This is a genomic window from Pseudomonas sp. Pseusp21 (assembly GCF_059492145.1).
Genome location: NZ_CP168520.1, coordinates 4,487,070 through 4,503,566, shown reverse-complemented (window position 1 = coordinate 4,503,566; position 16,497 = coordinate 4,487,070). Strand labels below are relative to the sequence as shown.

Annotated in this window: 13 protein-coding genes, 2 tRNA genes and 1 rRNA gene; 9 read left to right on the top strand and 7 right to left on the bottom strand. The window is 59.8% G+C overall.

Translation table 11 applies throughout. The features are described 5' to 3' along the window. Positions 1-120 precede the first annotated feature (120 nt). From ACEN93_RS20415 to aptA, 5 genes are all read right to left on the bottom strand, one after another. Positions 121-196 (bottom strand) — tRNA-Ala (locus ACEN93_RS20415). A gap of 10 nt (positions 197-206) precedes the next feature. Next, positions 207-283 (bottom strand) — tRNA-Ile (locus tag ACEN93_RS20410). A gap of 123 nt (positions 284-406) precedes the next feature. Continuing rightward, positions 407-1,943, bottom strand: a 16S ribosomal RNA gene (locus ACEN93_RS20405). A 632-nt stretch (positions 1,944-2,575) separates the two neighbouring features. After that, positions 2,576-4,069 carry a CoA-acylating methylmalonate-semialdehyde dehydrogenase gene (locus ACEN93_RS20400; protein WP_011332326.1) on the bottom strand — a complete coding sequence of 498 codons (1,494 nt, stop codon included), beginning with the start codon at positions 4,067-4,069 and terminating at the stop codon, positions 2,576-2,578. Positions 4,070-4,146: 77 nt separating this feature from the next. Continuing rightward, positions 4,147-5,496 carry an omega-aminotransferase AptA gene (aptA, locus tag ACEN93_RS20395; protein WP_039773205.1) on the bottom strand — a complete coding sequence of 450 codons (1,350 nt, stop codon included), beginning with the start codon at positions 5,494-5,496 and terminating at the stop codon, positions 4,147-4,149. Positions 5,497-5,635: 139 nt separating this feature from the next. Between aptA and ACEN93_RS20390 the strand changes: the two genes are divergently transcribed. The 6 genes from ACEN93_RS20390 to ACEN93_RS20365 all read left to right on the top strand — a co-directional run bounded on the left by ACEN93_RS20390 (position 5,636) and on the right by ACEN93_RS20365 (position 12,024). After that, positions 5,636-6,556 (top strand): LysR family transcriptional regulator, encoded by a 921-nt coding sequence (locus ACEN93_RS20390; protein WP_007958517.1) that lies wholly within the window; start codon positions 5,636-5,638, stop codon positions 6,554-6,556. 95 nt (positions 6,557-6,651) lie between these two features. Continuing rightward, positions 6,652-7,302, top strand: coding sequence for a TetR/AcrR family transcriptional regulator (locus ACEN93_RS20385; protein WP_011332324.1), 651 nt, complete (start codon positions 6,652-6,654; stop codon positions 7,300-7,302). An 8-nt stretch (positions 7,303-7,310) separates the two neighbouring features. Next, on the top strand, positions 7,311-7,892 hold the full coding sequence (locus tag ACEN93_RS20380; RefSeq protein WP_134333950.1) for an IMPACT family protein: 582 nt from the start codon (positions 7,311-7,313) through the stop codon (positions 7,890-7,892). A 536-nt stretch (positions 7,893-8,428) separates the two neighbouring features. Beyond that, complete coding sequence (locus ACEN93_RS20375) at positions 8,429-9,979, top strand: ABC transporter ATP-binding protein (RefSeq protein WP_495610439.1); 1,551 nt, start codon at positions 8,429-8,431, stop codon at positions 9,977-9,979. Positions 9,980-9,991: 12 nt separating this feature from the next. Beyond that, the gene (locus ACEN93_RS20370) at positions 9,992-11,098 is read left to right on the top strand and encodes an ABC transporter permease (protein WP_495610438.1); all 1,107 of its coding nucleotides are present in this window, start codon (positions 9,992-9,994) and stop codon (positions 11,096-11,098) included. Next, a complete protein-coding gene (locus ACEN93_RS20365; protein WP_039773215.1) occupies positions 11,098-12,024 on the top strand; it encodes an ABC transporter permease in 927 nt (308 codons plus the stop codon). The genes ACEN93_RS20370 and ACEN93_RS20365 overlap by 1 nt, the downstream gene beginning before the upstream one ends. On the opposite strand, the gene ACEN93_RS20360 is transcribed toward ACEN93_RS20365, so the two are convergent. Then, entirely contained in the window at positions 12,021-12,437 is a 417-nt protein-coding gene (locus ACEN93_RS20360) for a hypothetical protein (RefSeq protein WP_074689713.1), read from the bottom strand. The two genes, ACEN93_RS20365 and ACEN93_RS20360, sit on opposite strands and share 4 nt — an antisense overlap. 83 nt (positions 12,438-12,520) lie before the next feature. On the opposite strand from ACEN93_RS20360, the gene ACEN93_RS20355 reads away from it, so the two are divergent. The 3 genes from ACEN93_RS20355 (at position 12,521) to ACEN93_RS20345 (ending at position 15,136) form a co-directional block, all read left to right on the top strand. Beyond that, a complete protein-coding gene (locus tag ACEN93_RS20355) occupies positions 12,521-12,871 on the top strand; it encodes a MerR family transcriptional regulator (protein WP_495610437.1) in 351 nt (116 codons plus the stop codon). 27 nt (positions 12,872-12,898) lie between these two features. Further along, positions 12,899-13,594 (top strand): SDR family oxidoreductase, encoded by a 696-nt coding sequence (locus ACEN93_RS20350; RefSeq protein ID WP_074689711.1) that lies wholly within the window; start codon positions 12,899-12,901, stop codon positions 13,592-13,594. A gap of 183 nt (positions 13,595-13,777) precedes the next feature. Beyond that, positions 13,778-15,136 carry an 8-oxoguanine deaminase gene (locus tag ACEN93_RS20345; RefSeq protein WP_085667775.1) on the top strand — a complete coding sequence of 453 codons (1,359 nt, stop codon included), beginning with the start codon at positions 13,778-13,780 and terminating at the stop codon, positions 15,134-15,136. A 142-nt stretch (positions 15,137-15,278) separates the two neighbouring features. On the opposite strand, the gene ACEN93_RS20340 is transcribed toward ACEN93_RS20345, so the two are convergent. Further along, positions 15,279-16,370, bottom strand: a complete 1,092-nt coding sequence (locus ACEN93_RS20340) for a calcium:cation antiporter (protein ID WP_074689709.1) — start codon at positions 16,368-16,370, stop codon at positions 15,279-15,281. Positions 16,371-16,497 lie beyond the last annotated feature (127 nt).

Here is a 16,497-nt window from a genome sequence, read left to right as displayed (position 1 = left end):
CATCAGTCTATCTTTCTATCACATACCCAAATTTTTAAAGAACGATCTAATCAAAAGACTAGAAATCAATATTCAACTCGAATATTCATTTCTAAACTCTCAAACTTTCGAAGCAGTTTATGGTGGAGCCAAGCGGGATCGAACCGCTGACCTCCTGCGTGCAAGGCAGGCGCTCTCCCAGCTGAGCTATGGCCCCATAACAAAATTGGTGGGTCTGGGCAGATTCGAACTGCCGACCTCACCCTTATCAGGGGTGCGCTCTAACCAACTGAGCTACAGACCCAATTTCGAGCTTGTAACTGCTAGCTGTGAGCTATCAGCTTGGAGCTTAAAGCTGCTTCTATCGTCTTCTTCAATGAATCAAGCAATTCGTGTGGGAACTTATGGAGCAGCTGATGTCGTCGATTAAGGAGGTGATCCAGCCGCAGGTTCCCCTACGGCTACCTTGTTACGACTTCACCCCAGTCATGAATCACACCGTGGTAACCGTCCTCCCGAAGGTTAGACTAGCTACTTCTGGTGCAACCCACTCCCATGGTGTGACGGGCGGTGTGTACAAGGCCCGGGAACGTATTCACCGCGACATTCTGATTCGCGATTACTAGCGATTCCGACTTCACGCAGTCGAGTTGCAGACTGCGATCCGGACTACGATCGGTTTTATGGGATTAGCTCCACCTCGCGGCTTGGCAACCCTTTGTACCGACCATTGTAGCACGTGTGTAGCCCAGGCCGTAAGGGCCATGATGACTTGACGTCATCCCCACCTTCCTCCGGTTTGTCACCGGCAGTCTCCTTAGAGTGCCCACCATAACGTGCTGGTAACTAAGGACAAGGGTTGCGCTCGTTACGGGACTTAACCCAACATCTCACGACACGAGCTGACGACAGCCATGCAGCACCTGTCTCAATGTTCCCGAAGGCACCAATCCATCTCTGGAAAGTTCATTGGATGTCAAGGCCTGGTAAGGTTCTTCGCGTTGCTTCGAATTAAACCACATGCTCCACCGCTTGTGCGGGCCCCCGTCAATTCATTTGAGTTTTAACCTTGCGGCCGTACTCCCCAGGCGGTCAACTTAATGCGTTAGCTGCGCCACTAAGAGCTCAAGGCTCCCAACGGCTAGTTGACATCGTTTACGGCGTGGACTACCAGGGTATCTAATCCTGTTTGCTCCCCACGCTTTCGCACCTCAGTGTCAGTATCAGTCCAGGTGGTCGCCTTCGCCACTGGTGTTCCTTCCTATATCTACGCATTTCACCGCTACACAGGAAATTCCACCACCCTCTACCATACTCTAGCTCGCCAGTTTTGGATGCAGTTCCCAGGTTGAGCCCGGGGATTTCACATCCAACTTAACGAACCACCTACGCGCGCTTTACGCCCAGTAATTCCGATTAACGCTTGCACCCTCTGTATTACCGCGGCTGCTGGCACAGAGTTAGCCGGTGCTTATTCTGTCGGTAACGTCAAAATTGCAGAGTATTAATCTACAACCCTTCCTCCCAACTTAAAGTGCTTTACAATCCGAAGACCTTCTTCACACACGCGGCATGGCTGGATCAGGCTTTCGCCCATTGTCCAATATTCCCCACTGCTGCCTCCCGTAGGAGTCTGGACCGTGTCTCAGTTCCAGTGTGACTGATCATCCTCTCAGACCAGTTACGGATCGTCGCCTTGGTGAGCCATTACCTCACCAACTAGCTAATCCGACCTAGGCTCATCTGATAGCGCAAGGCCCGAAGGTCCCCTGCTTTCTCCCGTAGGACGTATGCGGTATTAGCGTTCCTTTCGAAACGTTGTCCCCCACTACCAGGCAGATTCCTAGGCATTACTCACCCGTCCGCCGCTGAATTCAGGAGCAAGCTCCCTTCATCCGCTCGACTTGCATGTGTTAGGCCTGCCGCCAGCGTTCAATCTGAGCCATGATCAAACTCTTCAGTTCAAACATCTTTGGGTTTTTAAGAAACCCTAAACTTGGCTCAGCAATCGTTGGTTACATCTTTGATTTCTCGCGGAGTAACTTGTGATGCTGATAATCTTGTTGACTATCAGTCTGACTCCACAAGCACCCACACGAATTGCTTGATTCAGTTGTTAAAGAGCGGTTGGTTAAGATCTTTCGTCTCAACCGAGGCGCGCATTCTACAGCAGCCTCATTTGCTGTCAAGTGATTATTTTCAGAAGTTTTCGAAGATTTCTTCAACAACTTCAACCACTTGCGCTTCCGATCTCTCGTTAGCGGGAGGCGAATTCTACAGCGTTACACGCTGCTGTCAACACCTCTTTTTCTCCGCTTTCGACCGAGAAGATCGAACCGTTGAAAGCACCAGAAAACCGGTATTTCCAACTCCTTCCAGACTTCGATGAACTGAAGCGACCCACTATCGAAACTTACTTAACTCATTGAATCTCAAGGAGTTTTCCGTTTCGACTGCGCCGGAAGTGGGGCGAATTATAGACCTCTGGAATTCGCCGTCAACCCTTATTTTCATAAATCTGTCATATCGGTCAAAAAAGCCCTGAAACGCGAAGGCCGACCTTAAAAGGTCGGCCTTCTTTGCACTGCCCTACTACTTACAAGCTAGGGAATGCGAACTGCGACGCCTCATGGCTCGCGCGCTGCGGCCAGCGCTGAGTGATCGCCTTGCGACGGGTATAGAAGCGCACACCATCCGGACCGTAAGCATGCAGGTCGCCGAACAGCGAGCGCTTCCAGCCGCCGAAGCTGTGGTAAGCCACCGGCACCGGCAGTGGAACATTGACGCCGACCATGCCGACTTCGATCTCGTCGCAGAACAGACGTGCCGCTTCACCGTCACGAGTGAAGATGCAGGTGCCGTTGCCGTATTCGTGATCGTTGATCAGTTGCATCGCCTCTTCCAGGCTGTTCACCCGGACGACGCACAGCACCGGCCCGAAGATCTCTTCTTTATAGATGCGCATCTCAGGCGTGACGTTGTCGAACAGGCAGCCACCCAGGAAGAAACCTTCTTCATGACCGGCAACGCTCAGACCACGACCGTCGACCACCAGGGTCGCACCCGCCGCAACGCCGTCTTCGACATAACCGCTGACCTTGTCGCGCGCCTGACCGGTGACCAGCGGCCCCATGTCCAGACCACAAGAAGTGCCGGCACCGATTTTCAGCGCCTTGATCTGAGGAACCAGTTTGGCCACCAGTGCGTCGGCAACCTGGTCACCCACACACACGGCCACCGAGATCGCCATGCAGCGTTCGCCGCAGGAACCGTAAGCCGCACCCATCAGTGCGCTGACGGCATTGTCCAGATCCGCATCCGGCATCAGTACCGCGTGGTTCTTCGCGCCGCCCAGTGCCTGAACGCGTTTGCCGCGCTTGGTGCCTTCGGCATAGATGTATTCGGCAATCGGGGTCGAACCCACGAAGCTCAGCGCTTTGACTTCCGGCGCTTCGATCAGCGCGTCCACCGCAGTCTTGTCACCGTGCACTACGCTCAGCACGCCTTTTGGCAGGCCGGCTTCCAGCAACAGTTGCGCGATCAGCAGGGTCGAGCTTGGATCACGCTCGGACGGCTTGAGGATGAAGCAGTTACCGCAGACGATCGCCAGCGGATACATCCACAGCGGCACCATCGCCGGGAAGTTGAACGGCGTAATGCCGGCCACCACGCCCAGCGGCTGGAAGTCCGACCACGCATCGATGTTCGGGCCGACGTTGCGGCTGTACTCGCCCTTGAGGATTTCCGGCGCTGCGCAGGCGAACTCGACGTTCTCGATACCGCGCTTCAGTTCACCGGCAGCATCTTCCAGGGTCTTGCCGTGTTCTTCGCTGATCAACTGCGCGATGCGCGCTTCGTTCTGCTCCAGCAATTGCTTGAAACGGAACATCACCTGGGCACGTTTGGCCGGTGGCGTGTTGCGCCAAGCCGGGAATGCAGCCTTGGCGGCATCGATGGCGTGCTGGATGGTTTCGCGGCTGGCCAGCGGCAGCTTGTGGATAGCCTGACCGGTAGACGGGTTGAACACATCGACCGCGCGACCGTTCTCGGTCACCAGTTCGCCATTGATCAAATGCGGGATAACGCTCATCGGGGAACTCCTGAATTCTTGTGCGCAGACGCCCGCAAGGGGCGCCTGCCATTGGCGTATCTATATAGAAGGAAAAATCAGTCGAGCTTGTTCAGCACTTCGCCGACCGCGTCGAACAGACGATCAAGGTCTTGCGGCTTGCTGTTGAAGGTTGGGCCGAACTGCAGGGTGTCGCCACCGAAGCGCACGTAGAACCCGGCTTTCCACAACGCCATGCCGGCTTCGAACGGACGCACGATGGCGTCGCCGTCACGGCCCGCGATCTGGATCGCACCGGCCAGACCGAAGTTTCGAATGTCGATGACGTTCTTCGCGCCTTTCAGACCATGCAGGGCATTTTCGAAATGCGGCGCGACTTCGGCCACGCTCTGCACCAGATTTTCCTTTTGCAGCAGGTCGAGTGCCGCAAGACCTGCGGCGCAAGCCACCGGGTGCGCCGAGTAGGTGTAGCCGTGCGGGAATTCCACAGCGTATTCCGGGGTCGGCTGGTTCATGAAGGTCTGGTAGATCTCGGAGCTGGCAATCACCGCGCCCATCGGGATCGCGCCGTTGGTAACTTGCTTGGCGATGCACATCAGGTCCGGGGTCACGCCGAAAGTGGTGGCGCCGAACATGGTGCCGGTACGGCCGAAGCCGGTGATCACTTCGTCGAACACCAGCAGGATGTTGTGCTGATCGCAGATTTCACGCAGACGCTTGAGGTAGCCCTGTGGCGGAACCAGCACGCCAGCGGAGCCGGCCATCGGCTCAACGAACACCGCTGCGATGTTCGAAGCATCGTGCAGCTCGATCAGTTTCAGCAGCTCATCGGCCAGGGCGATACCACCCTGCTCCGGCATGCCACGGGAGAAAGCATTGCTCGCCAGCAAAGTGTGCGGCAGGTGATCGACATCCATCATCGCCTGACCGAACAGCTTGCGGTTGCCGTTGACGCCGCCAAGGCTGGTGCCGGCGATGTTCACACCGTGATAGCCACGGGCGCGGCCGATCATCTTGGTCTTGGTCGACTGGCCTTTCAGGCGCCAGTAGGCGCGGACCATTTTCACCGCGGTATCGGCGCATTCGGAACCGGAGTCAGTGAAGAACACGTGGTTCAGGTTACCCGGGGTCAGATCGGTGATTTTCTCCGCCAGCTGGAACGACAGCGGATGGCCGTACTGGAAGCCCGGCGAGTAATCGAGGGTGCCCAACTGCCTGGCCACCGCTTCCTGGATTTCCTTGCGGGTATGCCCGGCACCGCAGGTCCACAGACCGGACAGCGAGTCGTACACCTTGCGGCCCTTGTCGTCGATCAGCCAGCTGCCTTCGGCACCGACGATCAGACGCGGGTCGCGCTGGAAGTTGCGGTTGGCGGTGTACGGCATCCAGTGCGCGTCCAGCTTCAGTTGGCTGGCCAGTGGCGACGGCGCGTTTTCAGGCATGTTCATCGGGCAAAACCTCGCAGGGCAATAAGCTTCAGAGCGATAGAAAGCGTTGTTGCAGCTAAATTGCCACGGGGATAAAGTCGGTGAAATTCAACTCTTCTAACCTTCAGTTAGAACTCTGCTAAACAATGAGAACACCAGCATGAGCAGCCGCCGCCCCGATCCACTGGCCCAGGTCAGTGACTTTGACATTCGCCTGCTGCGGATTTTTCGCAGCGTGGTGGAGTGCGGTGGCTTCTCGGCGGCGGAAACCGTACTCGGCATCGGTCGCTCGGCGATCAGCCAACAGATGAGCGATCTGGAACAACGCCTCGGCCTGCGCCTTTGCCAACGCGGGCGCGCCGGTTTCTCCCTGACCGAAGAGGGTCGTGAGGTTTACCAGTCGGCGCTGCAGCTGTTGAGTGCACTGGAGAGTTTTCGCACCGAGGTCAACGGCCTGCACCAGCACTTGCGCGGCGAATTGATCATCGGCCTGACCGACAACCTCGTCACCCTGCCCCACATGCGCATCACCCACGCTCTCGCGCAGTTGAAGGAACGCGGGCCGGACGTGCAGATCCAGATCCGCATGATCGCCCCCAACGAAGTCGAACAAGGCGTGCTCGACGGACGCCTGCATGTCGGCGTGGTGCCGCAGGCCAGTGCGTTGTCGGGACTGGAATACCAGCCGTTGTACAGCGAGCGCTCGTTGCTCTACTGCGCGGTCGGCCATCCGCTGTTTTACGTCGATGACAAACAACTGGATGACGAACGCTTGAACAGTCAGGACGCCATCGCCCCGACCTTCCGTTTGCCGGCGGAGATCCAGGCGCACTATCAGGCGCTCAATTGCACCGCCAGCGCATCCGACCGTGAAGGCATGGCGTTCCTGATTCTGACCGGGCGTTACATCGGCTATTTGCCGGATCACTATGCCAGTCTCTGGGTTCAACAAGGTCGCTTGCGCGCGCTCAAGGCCAGTACCCGCTTCTATGATTTGAGCCTGGCCTCGGTCACCCGCAAGGGTCGCCGCCCTCATCTGGTACTGGAAAGCTTTCTCGAAAGCCTCGCCGCCACCCGCTGACGACCGGGGTTTTATTCGCCCGGGGCTTGTCCCGCGCCGGTGGTTGCGCTATCAACGCAACTGGTTGCACCCCACAGACAAACCCGGAAGTGCCTATGACCTTTGAAGTCCCAGCCCACGGCGGCAAACCCGCTAGCCGCATTCGTCAGAAGAACGAAGAGACCATCATCAAAGCCGCCGAAGACGAGTTCGCCCGTCACGGGTACAAAGGCACGAGCATGAACACCATCGCCACCAAGGCCGGGCTGCCCAAGGCGAACCTGCATTACTACTTCACCAACAAGCTAGGGTTGTACGTGGCGGTGCTGAGCAACATCCTTCAATTGTGGGACAGCACCTTCAACACCCTGACGGCCGAAGACGATCCGGCCGAAGCGCTGACCCGCTACATCCGCGCGAAAATGGAATTCTCCCGTCGCCAGCCGCAAGCGTCGCGGATCTTCGCGATGGAAGTGATCAGCGGCGGCGAATGCCTGACCGAATATTTCAATCAGGATTACCGCGCCTGGTTCCAGGGCCGCGCCGGCGTGTTCCAGGCCTGGATCGACGCGGGCAAGATGGACCCGGTCGACCCGGTGCACCTGATCTTCCTGTTGTGGGGTAGCACTCAGCATTACGCCGACTTCGCCACCCAGATCTGCCGGGTGACCGGTCGCAGCAAGTTGACCAAACAGGATATGGAAGACGCCGGCAACAACCTGATCCGCATCATCCTCAAAGGCTGCGGCCTCACTTCTTCTATATAAGTCGTTTTATGCCATTCACCCTCAGCGGCTTTTGCGAATTCCGCGAAGAGATTCGCAAAAGCCGCTTCATCACCTTCGCCGCGCCGATCGGCAGCCCCGCGGAGGCGCAAGCCTTCATCGAGCAGCACAGCGACTTGAACGCTTCGCATAATTGCTGGGCGTGGAAACTCGGCGACCAGTACCGCAGCAACGACGACGGCGAACCCGGCGGCACTGCCGGGCGGCCGATTCTCGCGGCCATCGAAGCGCAGGACTGCGATCAGGTCGCGGTGCTGGTGATCCGCTGGTACGGCGGCATTCAGCTGGGCACCGGCGGCCTGGCCCGGGCCTATGGCGGCGGCGCCAACAAGTGCCTGCAAGCCGCGCCGAAGATCGAGTTGATCAGCCGCGTGCCCGTGCATTGCGCCTGCGCCTTTGGCGAACTGGCGCTGGTAAAGCTGCGGGTCGCGGATCTGGGCGGATTGGTGGTCGAGGAAAACTTCACCGCCAATGGTGTCGAGTTGCAACTGGCCGTGGGCGAAGCGCACATTGAGTTGTTGCAAACTCAGTTGGCCGATCTGAGCCGTGGGCGAATCCTGCTACAGCGTTGAAGCCCGCCATGTTTTAGGGCACAAGCCGATGTGCTTAAACCCGCAACTTGCCCACATCCGCTGTGCACCCGGCTGTGGATAACCTGAGCACAGGAGGCTGTAACCCTTCTGTCACGTGGCTTTGCGGGATTTGCTCACTTTTCGTCCAATCGCCCATCGCAATGAACAATTTCACGTAAAAACAATTGCTTAGCGTTGTTTATCGCCTTTAGAAGAAAGCCCGGCAGTGCTTATGCCCGGGATTTTGTCTTGCGCACAAATACTGTGGAGCAACCTGTGGATAAGCCGTTCATGGCTGGCGCAGTCGCAGGTTCTGCATGGCTTCGGCGGGGTTGCTCGTTTTTTGATCAGCCAGTTGCGGGCAAAACTGGAGCCTGATCAAAGGCTTTGCCCTCAAGTGGTGCCGTGCAGGCAACCGAATTCGATTCACAGGCTCTGCGCCACAGGCTGGCAAACAGCAGCCACCTGCGTTCCTGACTCAATGGCCAGGAAATTGCTTTATCCACAGGCACAACTCCAAGCAACCCGAGCCTGTCATGCCAAACCCCACGTCCACACCGCGGCTGCAACTGCGCCATATCAGCAAACGTTATCCCGGATGCCTTGCCAATGACGCCATCGACCTGAGCATCGCCCCCGGTGAAATCCACGCGCTGCTCGGTGAAAACGGTGCAGGCAAAAGCACGTTGATGAAGATCATCTACGGCGTCACCCAGGCCGATTCGGGTGAGATGCTGTGGCAGGGTCAACCGGTGATCATGCGCAGCCCGGCCCAGGCGCGGCAGTTGGGCATCGGCATGGTGTTCCAGCATTTCTCGCTGTTCGAGACCATGAGCGTGGCGCAGAACATTGCATTGGCGATGGGTGCAGCGTCCGGTTCGCCGAAACAGCTTGAGGCGAAAATCCGTGAAGTGTCGCGCCGATATGGCATGGCGCTGGAACCCCAGCGACTTGTCCACAGCCTGTCGATCGGCGAGCGGCAACGGGTCGAGATCGTGCGTTGCCTGATGCAGGACATTCGCCTGCTGATTCTCGATGAGCCGACCTCGGTGCTCACGCCGCAGGAAGCCGACGAGTTGTTCATCACCCTGCGCCGGCTCGCGGCCGAGGGCTGCAGCATTCTGTTCATCAGCCACAAACTTGGTGAGGTGCGCGCCTTGTGTCACAGCGCCACGGTGTTGCGCGGCGGCCGGGTGGCCGGGCATTGCGTGCCGGCCGACTGCACCGACCGGCAACTGGCGCAATTGATGGTGGGCGACGCCGCGACCTTGATCGGCGAGTTCACGAAGGTCACCGGTGGCGCGGCGTTTTTGCAGGTCAGCGGTTTGAACTGGCACAACCCGGATCCGTTCGGTTGCTCCCTGAGCGACATCAATCTGCAGGTGCGCAGCGGTGAAATCGTCGGCATCGCCGGCGTGGCGGGCAACGGGCAGGACGAGCTTCTGGCATTGCTCAGCGGCGAGCAAACACTGCCCCGCGATGCAGCGCAAACCATCCGCTTCCGAGAACTCGCCGTCGCCGATCAGCGCCCGGATGCCCGACGCAAACTCGGCCTGGCGTTCGTCCCCGCCGAACGCCTCGGGCATGGCGCGGTGCCGGACATGAGCCTGGCGGACAACGCCCTGCTCACTGCCTTTCAACAAGGCCTGGTCAGCCATGGCTTGATCGAGCGCGGCAAGGTCGAAGCCCTCGCCCAAACGATCATCCAGCGCTTCGGCGTGAAAACCCCGGACACCCAGACCGCCGCCCGCAGCCTGTCCGGCGGCAACCTGCAGAAATTCATCCTCGGCCGGGAAATCCTCCAGCAACCGAAACTGCTGATCGCCGCGCACCCGACCTGGGGCGTGGATGTCGGCGCGGCGGCCACCATTCATCGGGCGCTGATTGCCCTGCGCGATGCCGGGGCGGCGATTCTGGTGATCTCCGAAGACCTCGACGAACTGTTCCAGATCAGCGACCGCCTCGGCGCGCTGTGCGGCGGGCGCCTGTCGGTGTTGCAGGACACGGCGCAAACCCGCCTCAGCGACGTCGGCGGCTGGATGGCCGGCCAGTTCGACACCCCTCAATCACAACCGGCCACGGTTTAACGGAGTTTTCCCATGTTGCTTTCCCTCGAACCCCGTGGCCGGCAATCGCGCCTGATGCTGTGGTGCTCGCCGGTGCTGGCGGCGGCGCTGACGCTGGTCTGCGGATCGTTGCTGTTCGTCGCCCTTGGCCATGATCCGCTGAAGACTTTGCACACCTTGTTGATCGCCCCGGTCAGCGACCTGTACGGCATCTGCGAACTGCTGGTCAAAACCCTGCCGATCCTGTTGTGTGCGTTGGGCCTTGCAGTGGCTTATCAGGCGCGGATCTGGAACATCGGCGCCGAAGGCCAGTTGCTGCTCGGCGCCCTGGCGGGCAGTGCGCTGGCGGTGAACATCATCGATCTGCAAAGCCGCTGGGCGCTGGTGCTGATCCTGCTCACCGGCACGTTCGCCGGCGCCGCGTGGGCCGGACTCACCGCCTGGTTGCGTACCCGCTTCAACGCCAACGAAATCCTCACCAGCATCATGCTCAATTACATCGCGCTGAACCTGTTGCTGTTTTGCGTGCACGGGCCGCTGAAAGATCCGGCCGGATTCAACTTTCCCGAGTCGGCAATGTTCAGCGACGCCAGCCGCCTGCCGCTGTTGATGGAGGACGGGCGGGCGCACATCGGCGTGTATTTCGCCTTGCTCGCGTTGGTCGCGGTGTGGGTGTTGTTGCAGAAAAGCTTCGTCGGTTTCCAGATCAAGGTGCTGGGCCTGGACAAGCGTGCGGCAGGGTTTGTCGGGTTTCGCGAGAAGCGTCTGATCTGGCTCGCACTGCTGATCAGCGGAGGATTGGCGGGACTGGCCGGTGTCTGCGAAGTCACCGGACCGATCGGCCAACTGGTGCCGCAGGTCTCACCGGGTTACGGCTATGCGGCGATCACCGTGACGTTTCTCGGCAGGCTCAATCCGATCGGCATTCTGTTTTCCAGCCTGTTGATGGCGCTGCTGTACATCGGTGGCGAGAGCGCGCAGATGACGCTGAATCTACCGCAGGCGATCACTCAGTTATTTCAGGGAATGATGCTGTTTTTCCTGCTGGCCTGTGACGTGCTGATCCTCTATCGGCCACGCCTGAACCTGCGCTGGGTGCGGCGCACTTCTACCACCGCCGTAACCGCCGGAGCGCTGTAATGGATATCGATCTGTTGAGCAATATTTTCTACGCCATGGTGCGCTGCGGCACGCCACTGCTGCTGGTGGCGTTGGGTGAATTGATCTGCGAGAAGAGCGGCGTACTCAACCTCGGTCAGGAAGGCATGATGCTGTTTGGCGCGGTGATCGGTTTCATCGTCGCGTTCAACAGCGGCAACCTGTGGCTCGGCGTGGTGTTGGCGATGCTCGCCGGGATGTTGCTGTCGTCGCTGTTTGCTCTGGTGGCGCTGGTGTTCAACGCCAATCAGGTGGCGACCGGGCTGGCGCTGACGATTTTTGGCGTCGGCCTGTCGACCTTTGTCGGCGCGGCGTGGGTCGGCAAACCGCTGGCGGGATTCGAGCCGCTGGCGATTCCTTACTTGAGCGAAATCCCACTGATTGGGCGGATGCTGTTTGCCCAGGATCTGTTGGTGTACCTGTCGTTCGCGCTGTTTGCGCTGGTGGCGTGGGTGATCGTGAAAAGCCGTGTCGGGCTGATCATTCAAGCGGTCGGCGAGAACCCGGATGCGGCCAGTGCCATGGGTTTGCCGGTGCTGACCGTGCGTACATTGGCGGTGCTGTTCGGCGGCGCGATGGCCGGACTGGCCGGCGCTTATCTGTCGCTGGCTTACACGCCGATGTGGGCCGAGAACATGACCGCCGGACGCGGCTGGATCGCGCTGGCGCTGGTGGTGTTCGCCAGTTGGCGGGTGTGGCGCTTGCTGCTCGGTGCGTATCTGTTCGGACTCGCCAGCATCCTGCACCTGGTGGCGCAGGGGTTGGGGCTGGCGATTCCTTCGAGTCTGCTGGCGATGCTGCCGTATGTCGCGACGATTCTGGTGCTGGTGTTGTTGTCGCGGGATGCGCTGCGTACACGGTTGTACGCGCCGGTATCACTGGGGCAGCCGTGGCAGGCCGGGCACTAAGCCGTTACGGCTCGCGACAGCGGCCGGACCGGCAACGCCTGAGCGATGCCCCACGCCACTTCGAGAACCAGGAAACCCACCACCAACGAACTGGCGCCGTGGGCCAGGGCATACGTCATCCACGCGGCGAACAGAAACCGCGTCACCGCGTCATAGCGCCCATAAACCGGCTGCGGATCACGAATCCGCAGCACTGCCCACATGCACACCACCGAACCGAACAAATTGGCGATCAACAGATGCGCAGGTTCGAACGGCGGCAGCTCGCCGGGCAGCTCCAGCGCCTGACTCAGCGCCGTCAGCAACCCGTGCAACACAGCAAAACTCCACGGTGTGACAAACGCCGCCGTCACGATCAAGTCATACCAGGCGCTGCCGCGCACCACCTGCCGATACTGCGTTGAAGTCCACATCATCCTTGCTCCGAAAATTCAGGGAGCAACCACGGTAAAGCCTGGAGTATGCTCCAGGGTCAAACACTTTCGAGACCTGCAAGATGCGCATCGGTGAGTTGGCCCACGCCTGCGATGTCAGCCGTGACACGCTGCGTTTTTACGAGGAGCGCGGATTGATCGCGGCGCAACGCAGCGCCAACGGTTATCGCGACTATCCGCCGGAGATGGTGCAATTGGTGCTCTACATCAAAACGGCGCAGCGTCTGGGCTTTACCCTCGGCGAGATCGGCAGCAGCGTTGGCGCGCTGTGGCAATCGCCAAATCCTGACACCACCGTCACGCAACTGCTGCAAGACAAACTCAAGCTGGTCGAAACCCGCATGGCCGAACTCGGTGAGTTGCGCCAGGAGTTGCAGCATCGGCTCGGTCAACGTTGTCCATTGAACCCGTGATCTTTCAACTTTCAAGGAAAGCCAATCATGTCCGCACTTAATCCTGCCAAGCACGCATTGATCATCGGCGCCTCCCGGGGGCTGGGCCTGGGACTGGTGAAAACCCTGCTGGCCGACGGCTGGCAAGTCACCGCCACGGTTCGCAATCCTTCCAATGCCGAGGCTCTCGAAGCTCTGGGCAACGTGCAGATCGAAAAACTCGACATGGACGACCAGCAAGCGGTGATCGCCCTGAGCCAGAAGCTCAAGGGCCAGACCTTCGACCTGCTGTTCGTCAACGCCGGGGTCAAAGGCCCCGAAGTGCAGACCCCGGGCGGCGCGACGCTGGCGGAAGTCGGTCAGTTGTTCTTCACCAACGCGGTGGCACCGATCAATCTGGCCCAGCGCTTTGTCGGGCAGATCCGCGACGGCAGTGGCGTGCTGGCGTTCATGAGTTCGGTGCTCGGCAGCGTGACCATGCCCGACGCGCCGGAACTGGCGCTGTACAAGGCCAGCAAAGCGGCGCTGAACTCGATGACCAACAGCTTCGTCACGCAGTTGGGCGAGCAGAAACTTACGGTGCTGTCGCTGCATCCGGGCTGGGTGAAAACCGACATGGGCGGTGAAGGTGCCGACATCGACGTGGAGACCAGCACCCGTGGCCTGGTGGATCAGGTGGATGCGTTCGCCGGCAAGGGCGGCCATCACTTCGTGAACTACAAGGGTGAAACCATTCCCTGGTAATCACTGGACCCTGTGGGGGCTCACCCCCACAGGGTTATCCCGGTGTCTGGTCGGGTCGGGCTTGCCCGTCGCAACATTTTGTTCGAAACTCCGCACCTCGCCCCTCGCGGCGACCCTGGATCAGCAGACAGGGCAACACTGAGCTGGCAACCCTGAACCCAACTTTCAGAGGAGCCGGCCACAATGCCTGCGACCCGTATCTGGTTAAAAAATCCCCTCGCTATTTTCACGGCCAACGGTCTCGATGCCCGTGGCGGTCTGGTCCTGCAAGACGGTGTGATCACCGAAGTGCTCGGCGCCGGTCAGCAGCCATCGACCCCATGCAATGAAGTGTTCGACGCCCGTGAACACGTGATCCTGCCGGGCCTGATCAACACCCATCACCACTTCTATCAGACCCTGACCCGCGCCTGGGCGCCGGTGGTCAATCAGCCGTTGTTCCCGTGGCTGAAAACCCTGTACCCGGTCTGGGCGCGCCTGACGCCTGAAAAACTCGCCCTCGCCAGCAAAGTCGCGCTGGCCGAGTTGCTGCTGTCGGGCTGCACCACCGCTGCCGATCACCATTACCTGTTCCCGGATGGCCTGGAAAACGCCATCGACGTGCAAGTCGAAACCGTGCGTGAACTGGGCATGCGCGCCATGCTCACCCGTGGTTCGATGAGCCTCGGCGAGAAGGACGGCGGTCTGCCGCCACAACAGACCGTGCAGGAAGGCCAAGTAATTCTCGACGACAGTCAGCGTCTGATTCACGAGTACCACGAACGTGGCGACGGCGCGCAGATCCAGATCGCTCTGGCGCCGTGCTCGCCGTTCTCGGTGACCCCGGAAATCATGTCCGCCAGCGCCGAACTGGCGAACAAACTCGATGTGCGCCTGCACACTCACCTCGCCGAAACCCTCGACGAAGAAGACTTCTGCCTGCAACGCTTCGGCCTGCGCACGGTGGATTATCTGGACAGCGTCGGCTGGCTCGGCCCGCGCACGTGGCTGGCCCACGGCATCCATTTCAACCCCGACGAAATCGCCCGTCTCGGCGCGGCGGGCACCGGTATCTGCCATTGCCCGAGCTCGAACATGCGTCTGGCGTCCGGCATCTGCCCGAGCATCGAACTGACCGATGCCGGCGCGTTGTTCGGTCTCGGCGTGGATGGCTCGGCGTCCAACGATGCGTCGAACATGATCCTCGAAGCGCGTCAGGCCCTGTACATCCAGCGCTTGCGTTACGGCGCCGAGAAGATCACTCCGGAACGTGTGCTGGGCTGGGCGACCAAGGGTTCGGCGAGCCTGCTGGGTCGCACCGACATCGGTGAACTGGCAGTCGGCAAGCAGGCGGATCTGGCGTTGTTCAAACTCGATGAACTGCGCTTCTCCGGTAGCCATGACCCGATCTCGGCGCTGCTGTTGTGCGGCGCGGACCGGGCGGATCGCGTGATGGTCGGCGGCAAATGGCGAGTGGTTGACGGGCAGGTTGAAGGACTGGATCTCAAAGGCCTGATTGCCGATCACAGCCAGGCGGCTCGGCAGTTGATTTCCGGTACCTGATCCAAGCGTAAGTCTCTGATCGTTCCCACGCTCTGCGTGGGAATGCAGCCATGGACGCTCTGCGTCCGACGTTGGGACGCAGAGCGTCCCGGTATGCATTCCCACGCGGAGCGTGGGAACGATCGGTCAGCGATGGTCGCCTTCAAAGGCCGAGCAGCGACAACATGATGAACGTCGCAAACAGCACAAAGTGGGTCATGCCCTCGATGGCATTGGTCTCCCCGTCATTGAGGTTGATCGCACTGACGATCAGCGTGATGAAGATCATCACCGTCTGCACTGGCGTCATCGCCATCTGAAACGGCTGCCCGGTGTAGAGCGCCATCGCCTCCATCACCGGCACCGTCAGGATCACCGTCGACAACGAAGCCCCCATCGCAATGTTGACCACCGACTGCATACGGTTGGCCAACGCCGCGCGCAACGCGGTCAGAATCTCCGGCGCCGCGGAAATCGCTGCCACCAGAATCGCCGTGATCACCGGTGGTGCGCCCGTCCCTTCCAGGCCCAGATCGAGGGTCTTGGACATCACCTCGGCCAGTGCGCCGATCACCACCACACCGAACACCAGAATGCCGATCGACAGCGCCAGGCTGACCGGTTTCGGCTCTTGTTCCACCGGCTCTTTCTTGCGGCGTTTGTCCGGGTAGCTGTAGCTGAAAAAGTAGCTGTGCGGCCCGACCTGCATGCGCAGGAACAACGCATAAAGCACCACCATCGCGCCGATGGTGAAGGCCGAATAGATTTTCCAGTTGGCCTCGGGAATGAACTCCGGCACCACCATCGACACGCCCATGGCGGTGAGAATCATCACGCTGTAACTGCGGGCCGAATCGTCGTTGTAGGACTGCTCGCCATGCTTGATCCCGCCCATCAGCGCGGCGAGGCCGAGGATGCCGTTGATGTCGAGCATCACCGCCGAATAGATCGTGTCGCGCACCAGTGTGGCCGAAGCTTCGTTGCTCATCATGATCGCCAGGATCACCACTTCCACCAGCACGGCGGCGAGGGTCAGGATCATCGTGCCGTACGGGTCGCCGACTTTTTCAGCGAGCAGTTCAGCCTGATGGGCAACGCGCATCGAGGCGGCGACGATGAAGGCGATCAGCACCAGCCCGGCCGTCAGCGCGACGATCTGGCCGCTATGCAGCAGCCAGTGCTCCAGCGGATACGCGACAAGGGCGGCGATCAGGGCCAGCAGCAGAAAGCTTTCTTGCTTGAGGATGGTGAACATGACGGGCCTTTTTGCCGAAGAGTGCGAATGAGCTACTGACTGCGGGGCGGCGCTAACGTTTCGTTACACCTTAGCGCACCAGTGGATGGCAGCTTTATCTACGCCTGCACTTTTATTGGACTTTACG